Annotated in this window: 15 protein-coding genes; 7 read left to right on the forward strand and 8 right to left on the reverse strand. The window is 39.9% G+C overall.

The window, feature by feature from the left end; genetic code table 11:
• Positions 1-26 precede the first annotated feature (26 nt).
• Entirely contained in the window at positions 27-2,606 is a 2,580-nt protein-coding gene (locus ALFOR1_RS18530) for a TonB-dependent receptor plug domain-containing protein (RefSeq protein ID WP_104643998.1), read from the reverse strand.
• Positions 2,607-2,966: 360 nt separating this feature from the next.
• Entirely contained in the window at positions 2,967-3,122 is a 156-nt protein-coding gene (locus ALFOR1_RS18535; protein WP_082660669.1) for an oxidoreductase-like domain-containing protein, read from the reverse strand.
• Between the two features lie 103 nt (positions 3,123-3,225).
• On the opposite strand from ALFOR1_RS18535, the gene ALFOR1_RS18540 reads away from it, so the two are divergent.
• Both ALFOR1_RS18540 and ALFOR1_RS18545 read left to right on the forward strand, forming a co-directional pair.
• Positions 3,226-3,648: a hypothetical protein gene (locus ALFOR1_RS18540; protein WP_058549996.1), complete on the forward strand. Its 423-nt coding sequence runs from the start codon at positions 3,226-3,228 to the stop codon at positions 3,646-3,648.
• A gap of 87 nt (positions 3,649-3,735) precedes the next feature.
• The gene (locus tag ALFOR1_RS18545) at positions 3,736-5,100 is read left to right on the forward strand and encodes a leucyl aminopeptidase family protein (RefSeq protein WP_104643999.1); all 1,365 of its coding nucleotides are present in this window, start codon (positions 3,736-3,738) and stop codon (positions 5,098-5,100) included.
• A gap of 43 nt (positions 5,101-5,143) precedes the next feature.
• Here the strand turns inward: ALFOR1_RS18545 and gloA2 are convergent, their stop codons facing one another.
• Positions 5,144-5,530 carry an SMU1112c/YaeR family gloxylase I-like metalloprotein gene (gene gloA2 / locus ALFOR1_RS18550; protein ID WP_058549879.1) on the reverse strand — a complete coding sequence of 129 codons (387 nt, stop codon included), beginning with the start codon at positions 5,528-5,530 and terminating at the stop codon, positions 5,144-5,146.
• Between the two features lie 67 nt (positions 5,531-5,597).
• Positions 5,598-6,677 carry a ketoacyl-ACP synthase III gene (locus tag ALFOR1_RS18555; protein WP_058549995.1) on the reverse strand — a complete coding sequence of 360 codons (1,080 nt, stop codon included), beginning with the start codon at positions 6,675-6,677 and terminating at the stop codon, positions 5,598-5,600.
• 219 nt (positions 6,678-6,896) lie between these two features.
• Between ALFOR1_RS18555 and ALFOR1_RS18560 the strand changes: the two genes are divergently transcribed.
• The 5 genes from ALFOR1_RS18560 to ALFOR1_RS18580 all read left to right on the forward strand — a co-directional run bounded on the left by ALFOR1_RS18560 (position 6,897) and on the right by ALFOR1_RS18580 (position 9,922).
• On the forward strand, positions 6,897-7,301 hold the full coding sequence (locus ALFOR1_RS18560) for a nuclear transport factor 2 family protein (protein ID WP_089349585.1): 405 nt from the start codon (positions 6,897-6,899) through the stop codon (positions 7,299-7,301).
• Positions 7,302-7,349: 48 nt separating this feature from the next.
• On the forward strand, positions 7,350-8,591 hold the full coding sequence (locus ALFOR1_RS18565) for an ATP-binding protein (protein WP_173827081.1): 1,242 nt from the start codon (positions 7,350-7,352) through the stop codon (positions 8,589-8,591).
• A complete protein-coding gene (locus ALFOR1_RS18570) occupies positions 8,588-9,115 on the forward strand; it encodes a response regulator transcription factor (protein ID WP_029771697.1) in 528 nt (175 codons plus the stop codon). Before ALFOR1_RS18565 ends, ALFOR1_RS18570 begins: the two co-directional genes overlap by 4 nt.
• Before the next feature lie 18 nt (positions 9,116-9,133).
• Complete coding sequence (locus tag ALFOR1_RS18575) at positions 9,134-9,556, forward strand: thiol-disulfide oxidoreductase DCC family protein (protein WP_104644001.1); 423 nt, start codon at positions 9,134-9,136, stop codon at positions 9,554-9,556.
• Positions 9,557-9,643: 87 nt separating this feature from the next.
• Positions 9,644-9,922 carry a peptidylprolyl isomerase gene (locus ALFOR1_RS18580; protein ID WP_004588770.1) on the forward strand — a complete coding sequence of 93 codons (279 nt, stop codon included), beginning with the start codon at positions 9,644-9,646 and terminating at the stop codon, positions 9,920-9,922.
• Positions 9,923-9,982: 60 nt separating this feature from the next.
• Here ALFOR1_RS18580 and ALFOR1_RS18585 read toward each other — a convergent pair whose 3' ends face one another.
• The 4 genes from ALFOR1_RS18585 to ALFOR1_RS18600 all read right to left on the reverse strand — a co-directional run bounded on the left by ALFOR1_RS18585 (position 9,983) and on the right by ALFOR1_RS18600 (position 14,037).
• Complete coding sequence (locus ALFOR1_RS18585; RefSeq protein ID WP_104644002.1) at positions 9,983-10,714, reverse strand: MauE/DoxX family redox-associated membrane protein; 732 nt, start codon at positions 10,712-10,714, stop codon at positions 9,983-9,985.
• A 326-nt stretch (positions 10,715-11,040) separates the two neighbouring features.
• Positions 11,041-11,709, reverse strand: coding sequence for a hypothetical protein (locus ALFOR1_RS18590; RefSeq protein WP_104644003.1), 669 nt, complete (start codon positions 11,707-11,709; stop codon positions 11,041-11,043).
• A 334-nt stretch (positions 11,710-12,043) separates the two neighbouring features.
• A complete protein-coding gene (locus tag ALFOR1_RS18595; RefSeq protein ID WP_104644004.1) occupies positions 12,044-12,706 on the reverse strand; it encodes a DsbA family oxidoreductase in 663 nt (220 codons plus the stop codon).
• Positions 12,707-12,816: 110 nt separating this feature from the next.
• Entirely contained in the window at positions 12,817-14,037 is a 1,221-nt protein-coding gene (locus ALFOR1_RS18600; RefSeq protein ID WP_104644005.1) for a M24 family metallopeptidase, read from the reverse strand.
• Positions 14,038-14,185 lie beyond the last annotated feature (148 nt).

The following is a 14,185-nucleotide window of genomic DNA, read 5'->3' on the forward strand; positions in this document are numbered from 1 at the left end:
TCGCCTTGGTCTATCATGAAAATAGTTTAGAAAGTATACGTAGCTTTTGCGTAGTAAAAGCCGCCGTTAATTCCATAAGGAGATGTTTCGTAGTACTGACCACCCCAGTTATTGTTAGGGATACCCGTACGGTCTTCAAAATCAAGTTTTTCAGCATCTTGGTCAAACAAGTTTTGAGCACCAACCGAGAAACTAACAGACTCATTTAAGAAGTATGTAATTTCAGCGTCAATGGTTACTGCTGCGTCAGCTGTTTTTGCTGTTGCATCGTAATCTACGTGAACACCTTGGTACTCGCCGTAGTAGTTAGCACGTGTAAATAACGAGATTGATTCCCACTGTTGTGCCCAAGTAAGCGTTGCACGGTGGTTAGGTAAATCTTCTTCTAAACGTTTAACTTTAAATTCACCGGTAATGTCGCTGAACTTCGTTACTTCAGTTTCATTCCAGTTGTAAGCAAGGCTAAATGTAGAGCTACCACCTAGCATGTCAGCTGTGTAGTTTGCTACTAAATCAATACCTTGTGTTGTTGTATCAAAGTCATTTGTGAAAAAGCTTACTTGTGCGTAGCTTTGCGCATTTGGTACGCCTGCTGCTTCTAACGTGTCTTTATCATCTTGGCTAAGTACAATTTTTTCAGATTGGCTGATACGGTCATCAACTTCAATGTTGTAGTAATCAAGTGTTAAGAATAAATCGCCAATAGTGTAAACCGCACCTAATGTGTAACTTTGCGACTCTTCTGGCTCAAGCTCTGTACCACCTAATTGCACTGCAATTGGGTTTGTTGGTGGTAATAGTGCTGAATCTTGTAATACGCCATCACTTAAGTTTGTTTGTACGTTACTCACATTAGCTTGGCCAACAGTAGGAGCACGGAAACCTGTGCTTACTGAGCCACGTACATTTAGATCTTCAGTTACGTGGTACTGCGCCATTACTTTGTAGTTTGTTGTTGTACCAAAGCTGTCGTAATCTTCAAACCGTACCGCAAGGCCCATTAAGAAGTCTTCGGTAAATGGTGCTTCAATATCTACATAAGCTGCGTAGTTACGGCGTGTATATTCGCCAGCGTCAGAAGGTTTGAAACCAGGGAAACCATTGGAGCCAATACCAAAACCTTGCTCAGTTAAAGGGCCTGCAGTAAACGATGCTTCATCACCTGATATAACAGTGAATGTTTCTTCATGCCATTCTAAACCACCGGCAATATTTACATCGTACGCTAGGTCAAAATCAAAGCCTTTAGAAAGGTCAAAGTTAAAGTTTTTCTCTAGTTGCTCGTATTTACCTGGGCTAAAATCACGCGGGCTATCTGCACCTAATGAGGCATTAACCGTATCGTAAATAAAGTAGCGAGATTCGTTTAAACCAACTGTACCGCTTAAATCGTAAAACGCGCCTTTAAAGAAGCCACCCGTAAACATACCCTTTGTACCAATAGTTAAAGAGGTATCTGTGATGTTGCCACCAAAGTTAGGCGTAAAACCACCAGGGATCGTTTCATTAAATGCAAAACAATCAGGGTTATTAGCAACACCGCTAATGTAATCTGGATTATCAAGCACGTTATCGTCGATTGCGATAGTTGGACAGTTACCGCTCATGTCTTCTGTTAAATCGGCAACTAGCAGTGTTTCACCGCCATCGTTTGAGTAAACACCTGGGCGAGTATGCGGGTTACGGTAGTAAAAACCACCACGTACGTCACGCTCAGAGTAGTTACCAAACATATAAAATTCTGAGTCGTTTGTTAGTTCTAAACCAAAGTTACCAAAAATTGAGATATCATCATCAACCTCTGGAGCACCCCAAACTTGCGCAAGCGAAGAAACTTCTGGAACACCTGCAGCAGAAAGTGCGGCTGCATCAGGGCGTTGCTCTGAGCGACTTGTCGCATCTGCTGTTTTATATTGAAAACTTAAGTTAGCAAAACCGTTGTCGGTAAACGGTAAGCCTACGTTACCTGAAATCTGTGTTGTGTCGCCATCACCTTCATAGTATTGACCATGGCGTACTTCGAACTTACCACCTTCAGAGGCATCTTTAAGTTGGAAGTTCATTACACCGGCAATAGCATCAGAGCCGTATTGCGCCGCAGCACCATCACGCAGTACTTCTACTTGTTTAAGTGCAATGCTTGGAATAACTGAAATGTCAGCGCCTTGTGCACCATCATTTATACCGCCGCCTAAAAATGCAATTACAGACGCGCGGTGGCGGCGTTTACCATTTAAAAGAATTAATGTGCTGTCTGAAGGCAAACCACGTAAGTTTGCAGGGCGTACAAGTGATGCAGCATCACTGATTGGGTTTTGATGAACATTAAAAGAAGGAACTGCGCCTTTTAAAAGCTCAAGCATATCGGTGTTACCCGATTTTTCTAATTCTTCACCGCCAATAATATCAATAGGAACAGGTGAATCACCAATTGAACGAGGAGCAGAGCGCGTACCTACTACAGCAATCTTCTCAACATTTTTATTTACTTTAGTTTCGCTTTGCTCGTCTGCTGCTATAGCTGAGCCTGAAATAAACAACCCTGCAGTGGTTGTTGCTAATGCAAATTTAATTGCTTGATTTAGCGCATTGTTTTTTAATTTCATTCTAAATTTCCCCAGTTAGAATAATTTTTGTTTTGTAATGCTTGTTTTGCACTACTATTTTTAGATTTTGGACTAGAAAAGAGAGGAGTTAACAATTGTATAAAAATGTATTAAGAGTACTTCCTGAACAATTAAGTTAACCTCAATTTTATGTCCTAGTTACAGCCTATACATAAAAAACAGAGAGGGCAATATTAATTAACCATTCAATAACAAAAAGTTCAAACAAAACTAAAAGTGCAGCAATGGTGCGTTTTTAAGGTGAAATGAACTATATTGGTGCTTTGTGGGGGTGGGTTTTAGTAAAATAATGCAGTTGTAAAACGTTTAATGTTGCAATTTTGTTTCTTTTGCCGGTTTTTATTTGTTTTCTAATTTTTTTAGAGCTTGGTTATAAAGAGCTAACTGCTGTCTATATGCATCCCATACGCAAGGGCAGCAACTTCCTCCTCCACAACATTCATCGGGTTTTGGTTTTTCAGGTTTTTGCAGTGATTGATTTTTATTATGATGCATAATTGTACATATTTAGTACCAAGTTGGTGCAAAGAATAAGGTAATGCATGGTGTAAGTAAATTATTCTTTGTGAACGAGTGTGCCTGTGTGAAAATAACCGTTATGCGATTATATAAAGTTATTCACCGTGCGCCTTGGCGGGTAGTTAAGATTAGTAAAAAGCGCCAACAGCTTCGCTTTCGTCGTGCTATGGTGGCGCTTAAAATTGCGCTCGAACAAGAAAAACAAGAAACCAAAGAAATGCTCACTATATATAGACGCTACACGCAAGGCCAAACCAATAAAGAAGAGCTAAAGCGCGCTAATGAGCAATTTGTTGATATTTTAAAAGGGCTAGGGTTAGGTGTTTTTGCGTTGTTACCCTTTGCGCCTATCACCATTCCTTTAGTTGTAAAGCTTGGCAGCTTAGTAGGCGTTGATGTATTACCTAGTTCGTTTAATATCAACAAACCTATAAAAGAGCTAGATCAAAAAATAGCTCAAGAAAATCAAGAGCAACAGTCTAACAACTCGATAAAAAAGTGACAGAAATCCCTCTAAATTAGCTATACCTTTTAACTGTGCTTATTGATATGCTCTTAAGTACCATTTTTATAATATATGAGCTTTTTAATGAGTGCATTACTTCGTCATACTTCTTCTGGTATTCCTTTATCTTTTATTCTTAAAAACGAGTTAACTGACTGGCAATCTCAACAACCTGCTTTTATTCAAACATGGTTAACCAATAGCGGCTTTGAAAAACAAGGCTTAGCGTTAGTGCCAGATGCGCAAACGGGTGAGTTAAGCCACGTATATTGTTTATTACAAAGCAAAGAAGACTTTTGGGCAGCAGGCGAGCTTGCAAATAAATTACCGCTGGGCACGTATCAAATTCAGGGCGATGATGCCTTTATAGAGCAAGTGGCGCTTGGTTTTGTGTTAGGCGGCTATGAGTTTAGTGAATATAAAGAAAAGCCAACTGCTAAAGCACAATTAGCCATTGCCGATGACGCGCTATATCAGCGTATTAAGCAACAAGCCGATGCTATTTATTTAGCACGTGATTTAGTTAACACACCGGCAGTAGATATGATGCCGCAGCATTTATCGCAAGTTATGGAAGACTTAGCCAATAATTATAATGGCGAGTTTACCCAGTGGATTGGCGATGAGCTACTAGAGCAAAATTACCCAACAATACATATGGTAGGTCGCGCGAGCGAAAACAAACCGCGTTTACTTGATTTAAAATGGGGCGCAAAAGATGCACCGCTTATTACCTTGGTAGGTAAAGGGGTATGTTTTGATTCAGGCGGGCTTGATTTAAAACCAAGCTCGGGCATGCGTAACATGAAAAAAGACATGGGCGGAGCAGCACATGTTATAGCATTAGCACAATTAATTATGGCCGCTAACTTACCAATTAGATTGCGTGTTTTAGTGCCTGCGGTTGAAAATGCGGTATCGCGAAATGCATTTCGCCCAGGTGATGTAATTAAAACGCGTAAAGGCATTATGGTTGAAATAGATAATACCGACGCAGAAGGGCGTTTAGTATTGTGCGATGCGCTTAGCGAAGCACAAAACGATAACCCTGAGCTAATTATAGATTTTGCGACCCTTACAGGTGCTTGCCGTGTTGCTCTAGGTACTGAACTACCGGGCTTTTTCTCAACAGAGCGCGATGTAGCAAATGGTATTATTGATGCAGGAATGGGTGTAAGCGATCCGGTGTGGCAATTGCCTTTGTTTGATCAGTATAAAAGCTTTTTAAAGAGCGATGTAGCCGATATGGCAAACTGTGCCAGCACACCATTTGGTGGTGCAATTACCGCGGCGCTTTATTTAAAAGAGTTTGTAGAGCCAACCACACCATGGGTACATTTTGATGTAATGGCGTGGAATTTACGTGCATTACCTGGGCGCCCAACCGGCGGCGAAGCGTTAGGTATTCGTGCGGTATTTAATTACTTACAAAGCCGCTTTAATAAGTAAGTTTTTGATTCAATAGTAAGTGAATAACTTGAGCTTATGAGCGTTAAACCTCATACAGCTCAAGTGGTAAATTGTCTGGATCGGCAAAGAAGGTGAATTTTTTGCCGGTTATTTCATCCATTCTTATCTCTTCCACAGTTATATTTTGTGACTCTAAATACTGCTTTGCTTGGACTACGTTTTTAACTTTAAATGCTAAATGTCTTAAGCCTTGTGCTTCTGGATAGCTTGGTCTTGTAGGCGCTCCATCAAACGAAAATAACTCTATTTGACTACCATCAGCCATGGCTAAATCTAATTTATAAGAGTTACGCTCAGCTCTAAAGTGCTCGTGAATAATTTTAAGTTTAAGTACATGGCTATAAAAGTGTTTAGACCGTGCGTAGTCACTGCAAATAATAGCAGCGTGATGAATACCTAAAAGTTTCAAATTTAATTCCTTAAAGCAAAAACGCACTTAAAAAGTGCGTTTTATGTATGGCTTATTACATGTGCTTTTAGCTTGGCTCAGCTTCTTTACATGCTTTAACTGCTGGGGCTACAAGCTCAAGGCCTGTTAGCTCACAAGGTGGTAAGGTTGCATCACTTACTTTAATAGGTGTTACACGCTCGCCCCATTTTATGTAGCTTGCTGCCCACGTTAAACCGGCGCCAAACGCTGCCGACATAATATTTGAGTGTGGTTTAATTAGCCCTTTTTCAACAGCTTCACACAACGCAATAGCAATGGTTGCGGCCGACGTATTACCGTAGTCAGCAATATTTACCATTACTTTTTCATCAGGTACTTTTAAACGATGCTGAATTGCCTGAATAATACGTAAATTAGCTTGGTGTGGCACTAATACGTTTATGTCATCAAGGCTCAAATTGGCTTGCGTTAATACATCATCACACGCTTCGCTCATGCCTTTAACAGCACGTTTGAAAATTTCACGGCCTTCAAACAGTAAGTCAGATGGACCAATTGGCTCATATTTATTTAAATCACTACCAAAGTTGGTGATATGTAAAATATCTCTGTCTTCGCTGTCGCAACCGGTTTTAGTACCAAGTAGGCCAGCAGGTGTGTCTGCGGCTTCAAGTACTACTGCACCTGCACCATCACCAAATAATACTGCGCTGTCACGGCGTGCCCAGTTTACATACCAAGTCATGCGCTCAGCAGCAATAACCACGGCTTTTTTAATCATACCCGCCTGAATTTGTGCGGTAGCAGCCTGAAGGGCATATAAAAAACCAGAACACGCAGCATTTGTGTCCATAGCTGCAGCACCTGTAGCCCCAATATTTTTTTGCACCAAAGAGGCTGTATTTGCCACTACGGTAGAGGGGGTGCACGTTGCTAAAATAACTAAATCGATATCTTTTGCGTCAATACCTGCACAATCTATGGCGTGCTTTGCAGCAACGGTTGCAAGTTCAGCGGTACTTACATGACTAACTCTTCGAGACTTTATACCTGTACGTGTGGTGATCCACTCATCATTGGTATCAACTATTTCGCTAATTTCATCGTTGCTAATGCTTGCTGGTGGAATGCATTTACCCCAACCAGTGATATGTGCGTAAGACATAGTGTGTTCTCTTAAAAGGTGGTCTGACATGTATTTCTAGTTGGGGAGTTATACCAAAAATTGCTCTTTAAGAGAAGTTATTACCCTATTTTGTCCCTTAAAGTTTTAATTTAGTGCAATTTTTGATTCATAAGCGGGGCATTTATCAATATAACCGTTCGAATTTAAAGCAAATAAAGGTATTATTAATTTAAGTTTGTACTGATAAAAGGGAAGTGCATGAGTAGCAAAATTAAAGCGTCGTTATTTAATCATTTAATAGATTCTGAGCGGCAATTATTAGACCCAGATGTACGACAATCAAGGGATGCATTAAATGCCTTGCTCGATGATGAATTTATTGAAATTGCAGCTAATGGCACTGTGTTCGATAAACACCATGTAATTACCCGCTTACCTACTGAAGTTGTGCCACAGTTTTATAATCAGCACTTTAAAGGGCGAATGCTTAGCGATGATGTAGCACAAATTAGTTATCAAGCTGCTTATAGGCGCTCAGCCAGGAGTGAATTTAATTATTCTCTACGTATGTCGCTTTGGCGAAAAAGCAACGAACAATGGAAAATGGTATTTCATCAAGGAACGCCGTGTGCGCTATTTACCATATCAATGGATGATGATTAACTGCTTTTATTAACGTTTTAAATTTTATAGGTAAACCGCACCTTGTTTATGCAAACCGATCCTACTATCAGTCGCCTTTTAATGCTTCGCAGTGGCGCTATTGTTGTGCAGTTAATTGCTGTACTGAGCGTGTATTTTTTATTAGAGCACCAAATAGCGTTATTGCCTTTATTAGTGGTAATAGCGATAGAGGCTATATTTCAATTAGTGAGCGTATTTGCCTATCGAAATGTGAGCCAAGCTCGCCCAGTTGGCATGTTAATGCAGCTCACTGCTGACGTATTATTTTTAACTATTTTGCTTTCACTAAGTGGTGGCGCAACCAATGCGTTTGTGTCGTTACTGCTATTACCTATAATGATTGCAGCTGTAACGCTGCGTGAAAAAGGACTCGCTTATATAGCGGTTCTTGCTATTGCCGCCTATAGCTTTTTATTAATTAGAATGCCCGATCATAGTATGCATCAAATGAATATGAGCGGGCACTTTATAGGCATGTGGGTAAATTTTGTTTTAAGCGCAAGCGTAATCGCCCTCGTTATTGGCGCTATGAGTAGAGCATTAAAAGAACGCGAACGTACAATAGCCAAAGCTCGCGAAAAACAATTACGCAACGAGCAACTGGTAAGCCTAGATGGCGCAGCGGCGCAAATAACACATCAACTCGCTACACCTATCGCTAACTTACAATTATTATTTGAAGAGCTTTTAGAAGAGCAACCAAATAACCCTGTCGTTGTGCAAATGCGAACGCCACTAAATCAATGTGCTACGCAATTAAACGACTTTAGAAAGCTCTCTGCTCAGCTTCGTAATAAAAATACCACCGAGCACATTACAGTAAACCAGCTACAAAAGCAGATCACCGATACATTATTACTGCAATACCCTGATCAGCACATTAATTGGTTAAGTGAGCCAATAGCAGCCACCTTAAAAAGTGATGCAATGCTATTGCCTGCTATTCTCAATTTGCTACAAAATGCATGTATTGCAAATCAAAAAACTAACAAAACCCAGTTAGAGCTAAGCTGGCAGCAAAATAATCAACACAGTGAATGTGTATATTTGCTAATTCGTGATTTTGGTAGCGGTTTTAGCCAATCACAATTAGCAGAGCTTGGCGGGCAACTTATGCCTAGCAGCCAAGGTATGGGGCTTGCAGTATTGCTTTCTAATGTAACGTTTGAGCGACTAAACGGCTCGCTAACTTTGTATAATCATGCTGGTGGCGGGGCAGTGGCTAAAGTAAAATTAGCCATAGCAAATAATGAGCAACCACTTACATGAAATTACTTATAATTGAAGACGATATAAACCTCGCCAGTACACTAGCTCGGCGTTTAACAAAACAAGGCTTTAGTTGTGAAGTTGCGCATAACCAAAGTGATGCATTACTCAGTGCACATAAACACTTACCAGATTTTATTTTGCTCGATATGAAACTAGGTGACGACAATGGTCTTGCCTTAATTAAGCCACTTCGCAGCTTATTACCGCAGGCGTATATTGTATTATTAACAGGGTTTGCAAGCATAGCCACCGCTGTAGAGGCCATGCGTTTAGGCGCTAACGACTACCTTACTAAACCCGTTGATATGGCCACGCTTTTAAAGGCCCTAAACGCAGATTTAAATACACAAAATGTTAGTGATGTTGCCACACCAGTTATGTCACCAGAGCGTTTAGAGTGGGAGCATATTCAGCAAGTGCTACATAGTAATAACGGTAATGTGTCGGCCACTGCGCGGCAACTCAATATGCATAGGCGCACATTGCAGCGTAAGTTACAAAAAAAGCCGGTTCAGCAGTAACCGCTTAAGGGGTATAAAATGAGTGATGATGCGGCTACATTAATGCGTAATCAAAAAATTATATTATTCGATGCACAATGCAAATTATGTAGTGCGTGGTGTAATTTTATAATTAGTAACGATACCAATGCCATTTTTAAACTGTGCAGCGTGCAATCCCCAAAAGGGGCACTGCTATTAACTCACTTTGGGTTTTCAACCACACAATACGCCTCAATGGTTTACCTACAAAACGGCAAAGCGTACACGCAAAGCCATGCTTTTTTTGAAGTAGTTAAGCAGCTAGGTTACCCCTATAAACTAGCCACTGTATTTAGTGTTTTACCCAACACCTTTAATAATTGGCTATACGATAAAATTGCTTTAAACCGGTATACCTTATTTGGCAAATATCAGTATTGCAGAATACCCAACCCAGAGGACGCAAAACATTATTTATAATTGGCTAAGTTAACTTAGCTATAAGTAGATGCTAGGTTTAGGTGGCTGTGCTAAAATCGCCGCGTTTTAAATTATCAGGGCTTTGAAATGGCAAGTACAGCGCACGCACTCCACATATTGGTTAAACACAAAGAAATAGCAGAAGACATTATTAAGCAATTAGGTAAAGGTGCCAAGTTTCAAACCTTAGCTAAAAAATACTCGTCGTGCCCATCAGGTAAAAAAGGCGGTGACCTAGGCGAATTTAGACGCGGGCAAATGGTTCCACAGTTTGACAAAATAGCCTTTAATGGCGCTATTTTAGAGCCGCATTTAGTTAAAACTAAATTTGGCTGGCATGTAATTAAAGTGCTTTATCGTACTTAATAAGCTCGCTGAAAAATACTAAAAAGGCTGCACACTGCAGCCTTTTTAGTATTCAGTTTTTTATTTAATAAACATCCAGATACCCGCAGCAATCATAAACAGGTTTTCGGTCAGAGAGACAAACCCCAGCGGTACATTACTATCTCCGCCAACACAGGCACATTTAAGCTCTCGTTTGTCTATGTAAACAGCCTTAATCACCGACACGGCGCCAACACCCCCAATAAATAAAGAAATTGGTGCAACAATATAAGCTGGAAGCCCTGCGATCATGCCAATACTTACAAATGCTTCTAAAAATGGATACACATAAGCATATCTCACTACTTTCATCGCAAATAAATCATAGGTTATAAAAGAATTACTAAAGCTGTATAAGTCGCGTAATTTTTGAATAGCCAGTACGCCCATTGTTAACGCGACAAACAGCATAACTGTATGCATAGAAAAAAGTGCAAAGCCAGTCGAGTAGCTAAATGCAAAGGCAAACAATAAGGTAACAGCAAAAATGGCCGTTACGGGAGTATAAGTAGTACCTTGTTGGCCAGGCTCCGATTTATTAAAGTAAGTGCGCAGGTCGTCATACCCGCCAATGCGTTCGTTATCGATAAATGTTTGTGGTGTGGTATCAACATTGTGCTTTTGTTGAAATGCATCGGTTTCTTCGCGCGAAGTCAGCGGCTTATCATCTACCTTATAGCCCTTTCGCTTAAGTAAATCTTTTGATTTGAGTCCAAATGGACATATATGTTCATCGGTTGCCATTCTATATAATGTTGCTGACTTAGCCATGCTTGCTCCTTATGCGTATTTAGTTACTGGTTAGCTCTTAAGTAATGGTGAATAGCGGTATGAAAGAAGTTAATGGCACTTTGTAATATTTACGTGACATTTGAAGTGAAATAGCGCGCAGCACACTTATTAAGAACACATAATAGACAGTGCATGTATAGTGCCAGCGCTTTTATAGCAGCGCAGATGATAAAGTTTAATGGAAAGAGAAATAATTAACAGGCTACAATTCCCAGCCTTCATAGGTATACGTTTGCTTAGACTTTTATTTATCTATAATAATTAGATCTCTATGAAAGTTTTATTAGTTTACTTGAGCTGCTTGTTCATTCAACAAATGAACGTTCTGGTGATGAAGCCACCCCCTGTAAAACAGACGTAAAAAATTTATCGTAAACATCGTTGAGCTGTTTATTGTAATCGCTCCAACCTTCTAAGTTTACTCTAAATTCCAAATTCGAATAAGCATACTCAGAGAGCGCATCAATATTAGTTTTGTTCCATTGCTCCTCCGGTGCAAGTGCTTCTTTTGTACCTGAGCCGTTAATATTGAATCCATACGCCATAGAATGCAGTGTTAGTTCAATTCTTGCTTTTTCGGCCCAATCCAAACCCTCTGTTGCTTTATTCCATGCTGTTTTCACATGCAAAGGCGCATTAACAGGAGGGAAATGTATACTTCTAGACTCACCTATTTCAACGATGCCATCATTATTTAAATCTACCAAATCTGAGCCATCAGGTTGGCTTAATAGATTTTGAGCACCTTCGGCACTTAATGAATCAACACTAATAGTAGAGGCGAGGCTATTGGCTTTTTTTACGAGTTGTAGTTCATCAGTAGTGAGTGACTTTAAAAATGCCTTTGGGGTATTAGAGTCTTCCTTTGCTTGCTTTAGAATGTCTGCAAAACTAGAAATTTCAGTTTCATTTAAATCACGGATTTGTAGTTTATTTAGCGAAGAGACGCTAAGTTTAGTGTCAATATTTAACATTATACATTCCCATATGATTAAACAGGTAACTATGCCTCTTATAGTAAGCAGGGTAGTTTTGATGTTGTTTATAGACGGCATAATATTGCCGATGTCTTCTTTAAAGCATTACTCGATAAATAGGTACAAGTTACATGCCAAAATATTTAAACGAAGAAATAGAGATATGTTGAAGTTCGTTATATCAGGAGGAAGTATTGGACTGCTCATCTCTATAATTAAAAACTAAGTTTAAATGTTGTTAGCTATAGAGGATTGTAAAAAACGCCCACTATTAATTAGCGGGCGTTTTATTGTTGAAATACTTAGCCAATTTTATTTATAAAGCTAATAACTAAGCGTCTTGTTTCGCTTCTTCTTCTTCACTAATTTGTTTTAGTGCTTGAATAAACGAATCGCTTGGTTGTCCGCCACTAATTGCATATTTATCGTTGATAATAAATGTAGGTACCGAGGTAATACCGAGTTGTTTAAAGCGGTCTTGCTCTTGGCGTACTGTTTGAACGTATTTATCTGAGTGTAAAATACTACGCGCTTGTTCTTTATCAAGGCCAACACTTTCTACTACATCAAGCAGTGCCTCTTCTTGATTTAAGTATTTTAAATCGGTGAAGTGTGCTTCAAACATGGCAAGCTTTAATTCGGTTTGCTTATCTTCTTCACGCGCCCAAGTAAGTAGGCGGTGTAAATCAAAGCTGTTGATCATGATGCGCTCACCATCAAAATTAAAGGTAAACCCAGCACGCAGGCCTGCTTCGAACATGTTTTTACGATTTTCGTCGCCTTGTTCTTCGCTTAGGTTGTACTTTTGCATTAAATGTTCGTTTAAATCTTGACCTTCAAGTGGCATATCAGGGTTTAGCTCAAAAGGATGCCACGTAATATCTGCACTCATTTCGTCTTTAAGTTGGCCAAGCGCTGTCTCTAGGTTTTTATAACCTACCACACACCATGGGCACATTACGTCTGAAACTATATCAATTTTAAAGTTTTTCATATTCATCCTTTTGCGGATTGCTTTGGTATAACAAACGATATTGGGATGAAGTATGCATTATCAATCCTCAAACTAAAAAGAGCAGCTAATGGCTGCTCTTTATAAAGGGTTTAAGCGTTAAGCCCAAACGGGTCGTCAATACTATAACTTGGTTGTGTAAACCAATGTGGGCCGTTGTCGGTCATATAAAAGTGATCCTCTAAACGTACGCCAAACTCATCGGGTATAACTAGCATTGGCTCATTACTAAAACACATGCCAGGTGCGAGTAGGGTTTTGTTTCCACCTACTAGGTAGGGCCATTCGTGAATATCTAAGCCAATACCATGGCCAGTACGATGCGGGCAGCCGGGTGTTTGATACTGTGGCCCCAATCCTTGAGCCGCTAAATAGTGACGAGCACCTGCGTCAACATCTTCGCAGGTAGCACCAATATTAGCGGCGTTAAATGCGGCTATTTGCGCTGCTTTTTCATGATCCCAAAACATGCGTTGGCGCATAGTGGGCTCTCCAAATACATAAGTACGGGTAATATCCGATAGGTAATCGTGTACTTTACAGCCGGTATCTATTAATACCATATCGCCTTTTTTAAGTACTTGCGCATCTTTAACACCATGGGGAAATGACGTTGCCACACCAAACAATACAATGCAAAAATAGTTACCAGGTGCACCTACCTTTTGATGCGCTTTTTTAATAAAGGCCTCTACTTCTGTGGTGGTAATACCTTCATAAAGCATACTGGCGGTTGCTTGGTGTACTGCAAGGGTCATATCCATTGCGCATTGCATAAGCGATAATTCGTTTACCGATTTATGCATTCTACAATGTGCAGTAACGCTTTGTGCATTGATTATATTTAAGCCTTTTTGCGCTTTGTTAATACCATCGAATATAAAAAACTGCGCACTTTCATCAATGCCTACTGTGGTATTGTCATTAATGTTTAGTTGCTTTAATACGTTAACAAATAGCGAATAAGGGTTTTCGTGCTCTTGCCAACCATGAATTGGGCCTTCAACCACTTTAAAGCCATTTAGGGTGCCAATTTCAAAATAAGGCGCTATGTATTGTACTTCACCAATAGCAGGTAGTATTGCGCCAACCATGCGCTCGCTTGCATACCATTTCATACCTGTAAAGTAGGTGAGGTTTGTACCAGCGTTTAAATAAATGGCATCTATGTTATTGGCCGCCATATAAGCTTGCGCTTTTGCTATTCGCTCAATATGTTCATCAGCTTGAATAGGCTGTACCGAATGGGTCATGTTACTTAAACTGGCCAGCGCTTGCTCAGGGGTATTGATACCCACACCGATTGTGCTCATAGGCTTCTCCTTAGAATTTTTTAACATTGTGAATAATGTAATTTTTAAATTCAATTATCTGCGACCAGCCGCATTTATAATTACTTTAATGAGGCTGGCATAAGTAAAAAGCTATGTTGTGTGGTAATGGGCGTAAATGCCCATTTTG

The sequence above is a fragment of the Pseudoalteromonas carrageenovora IAM 12662 genome (assembly GCF_900239935.1).
Classification (GTDB): Bacteria; Pseudomonadota; Gammaproteobacteria; order Enterobacterales; family Alteromonadaceae; genus Pseudoalteromonas; species Pseudoalteromonas carrageenovora.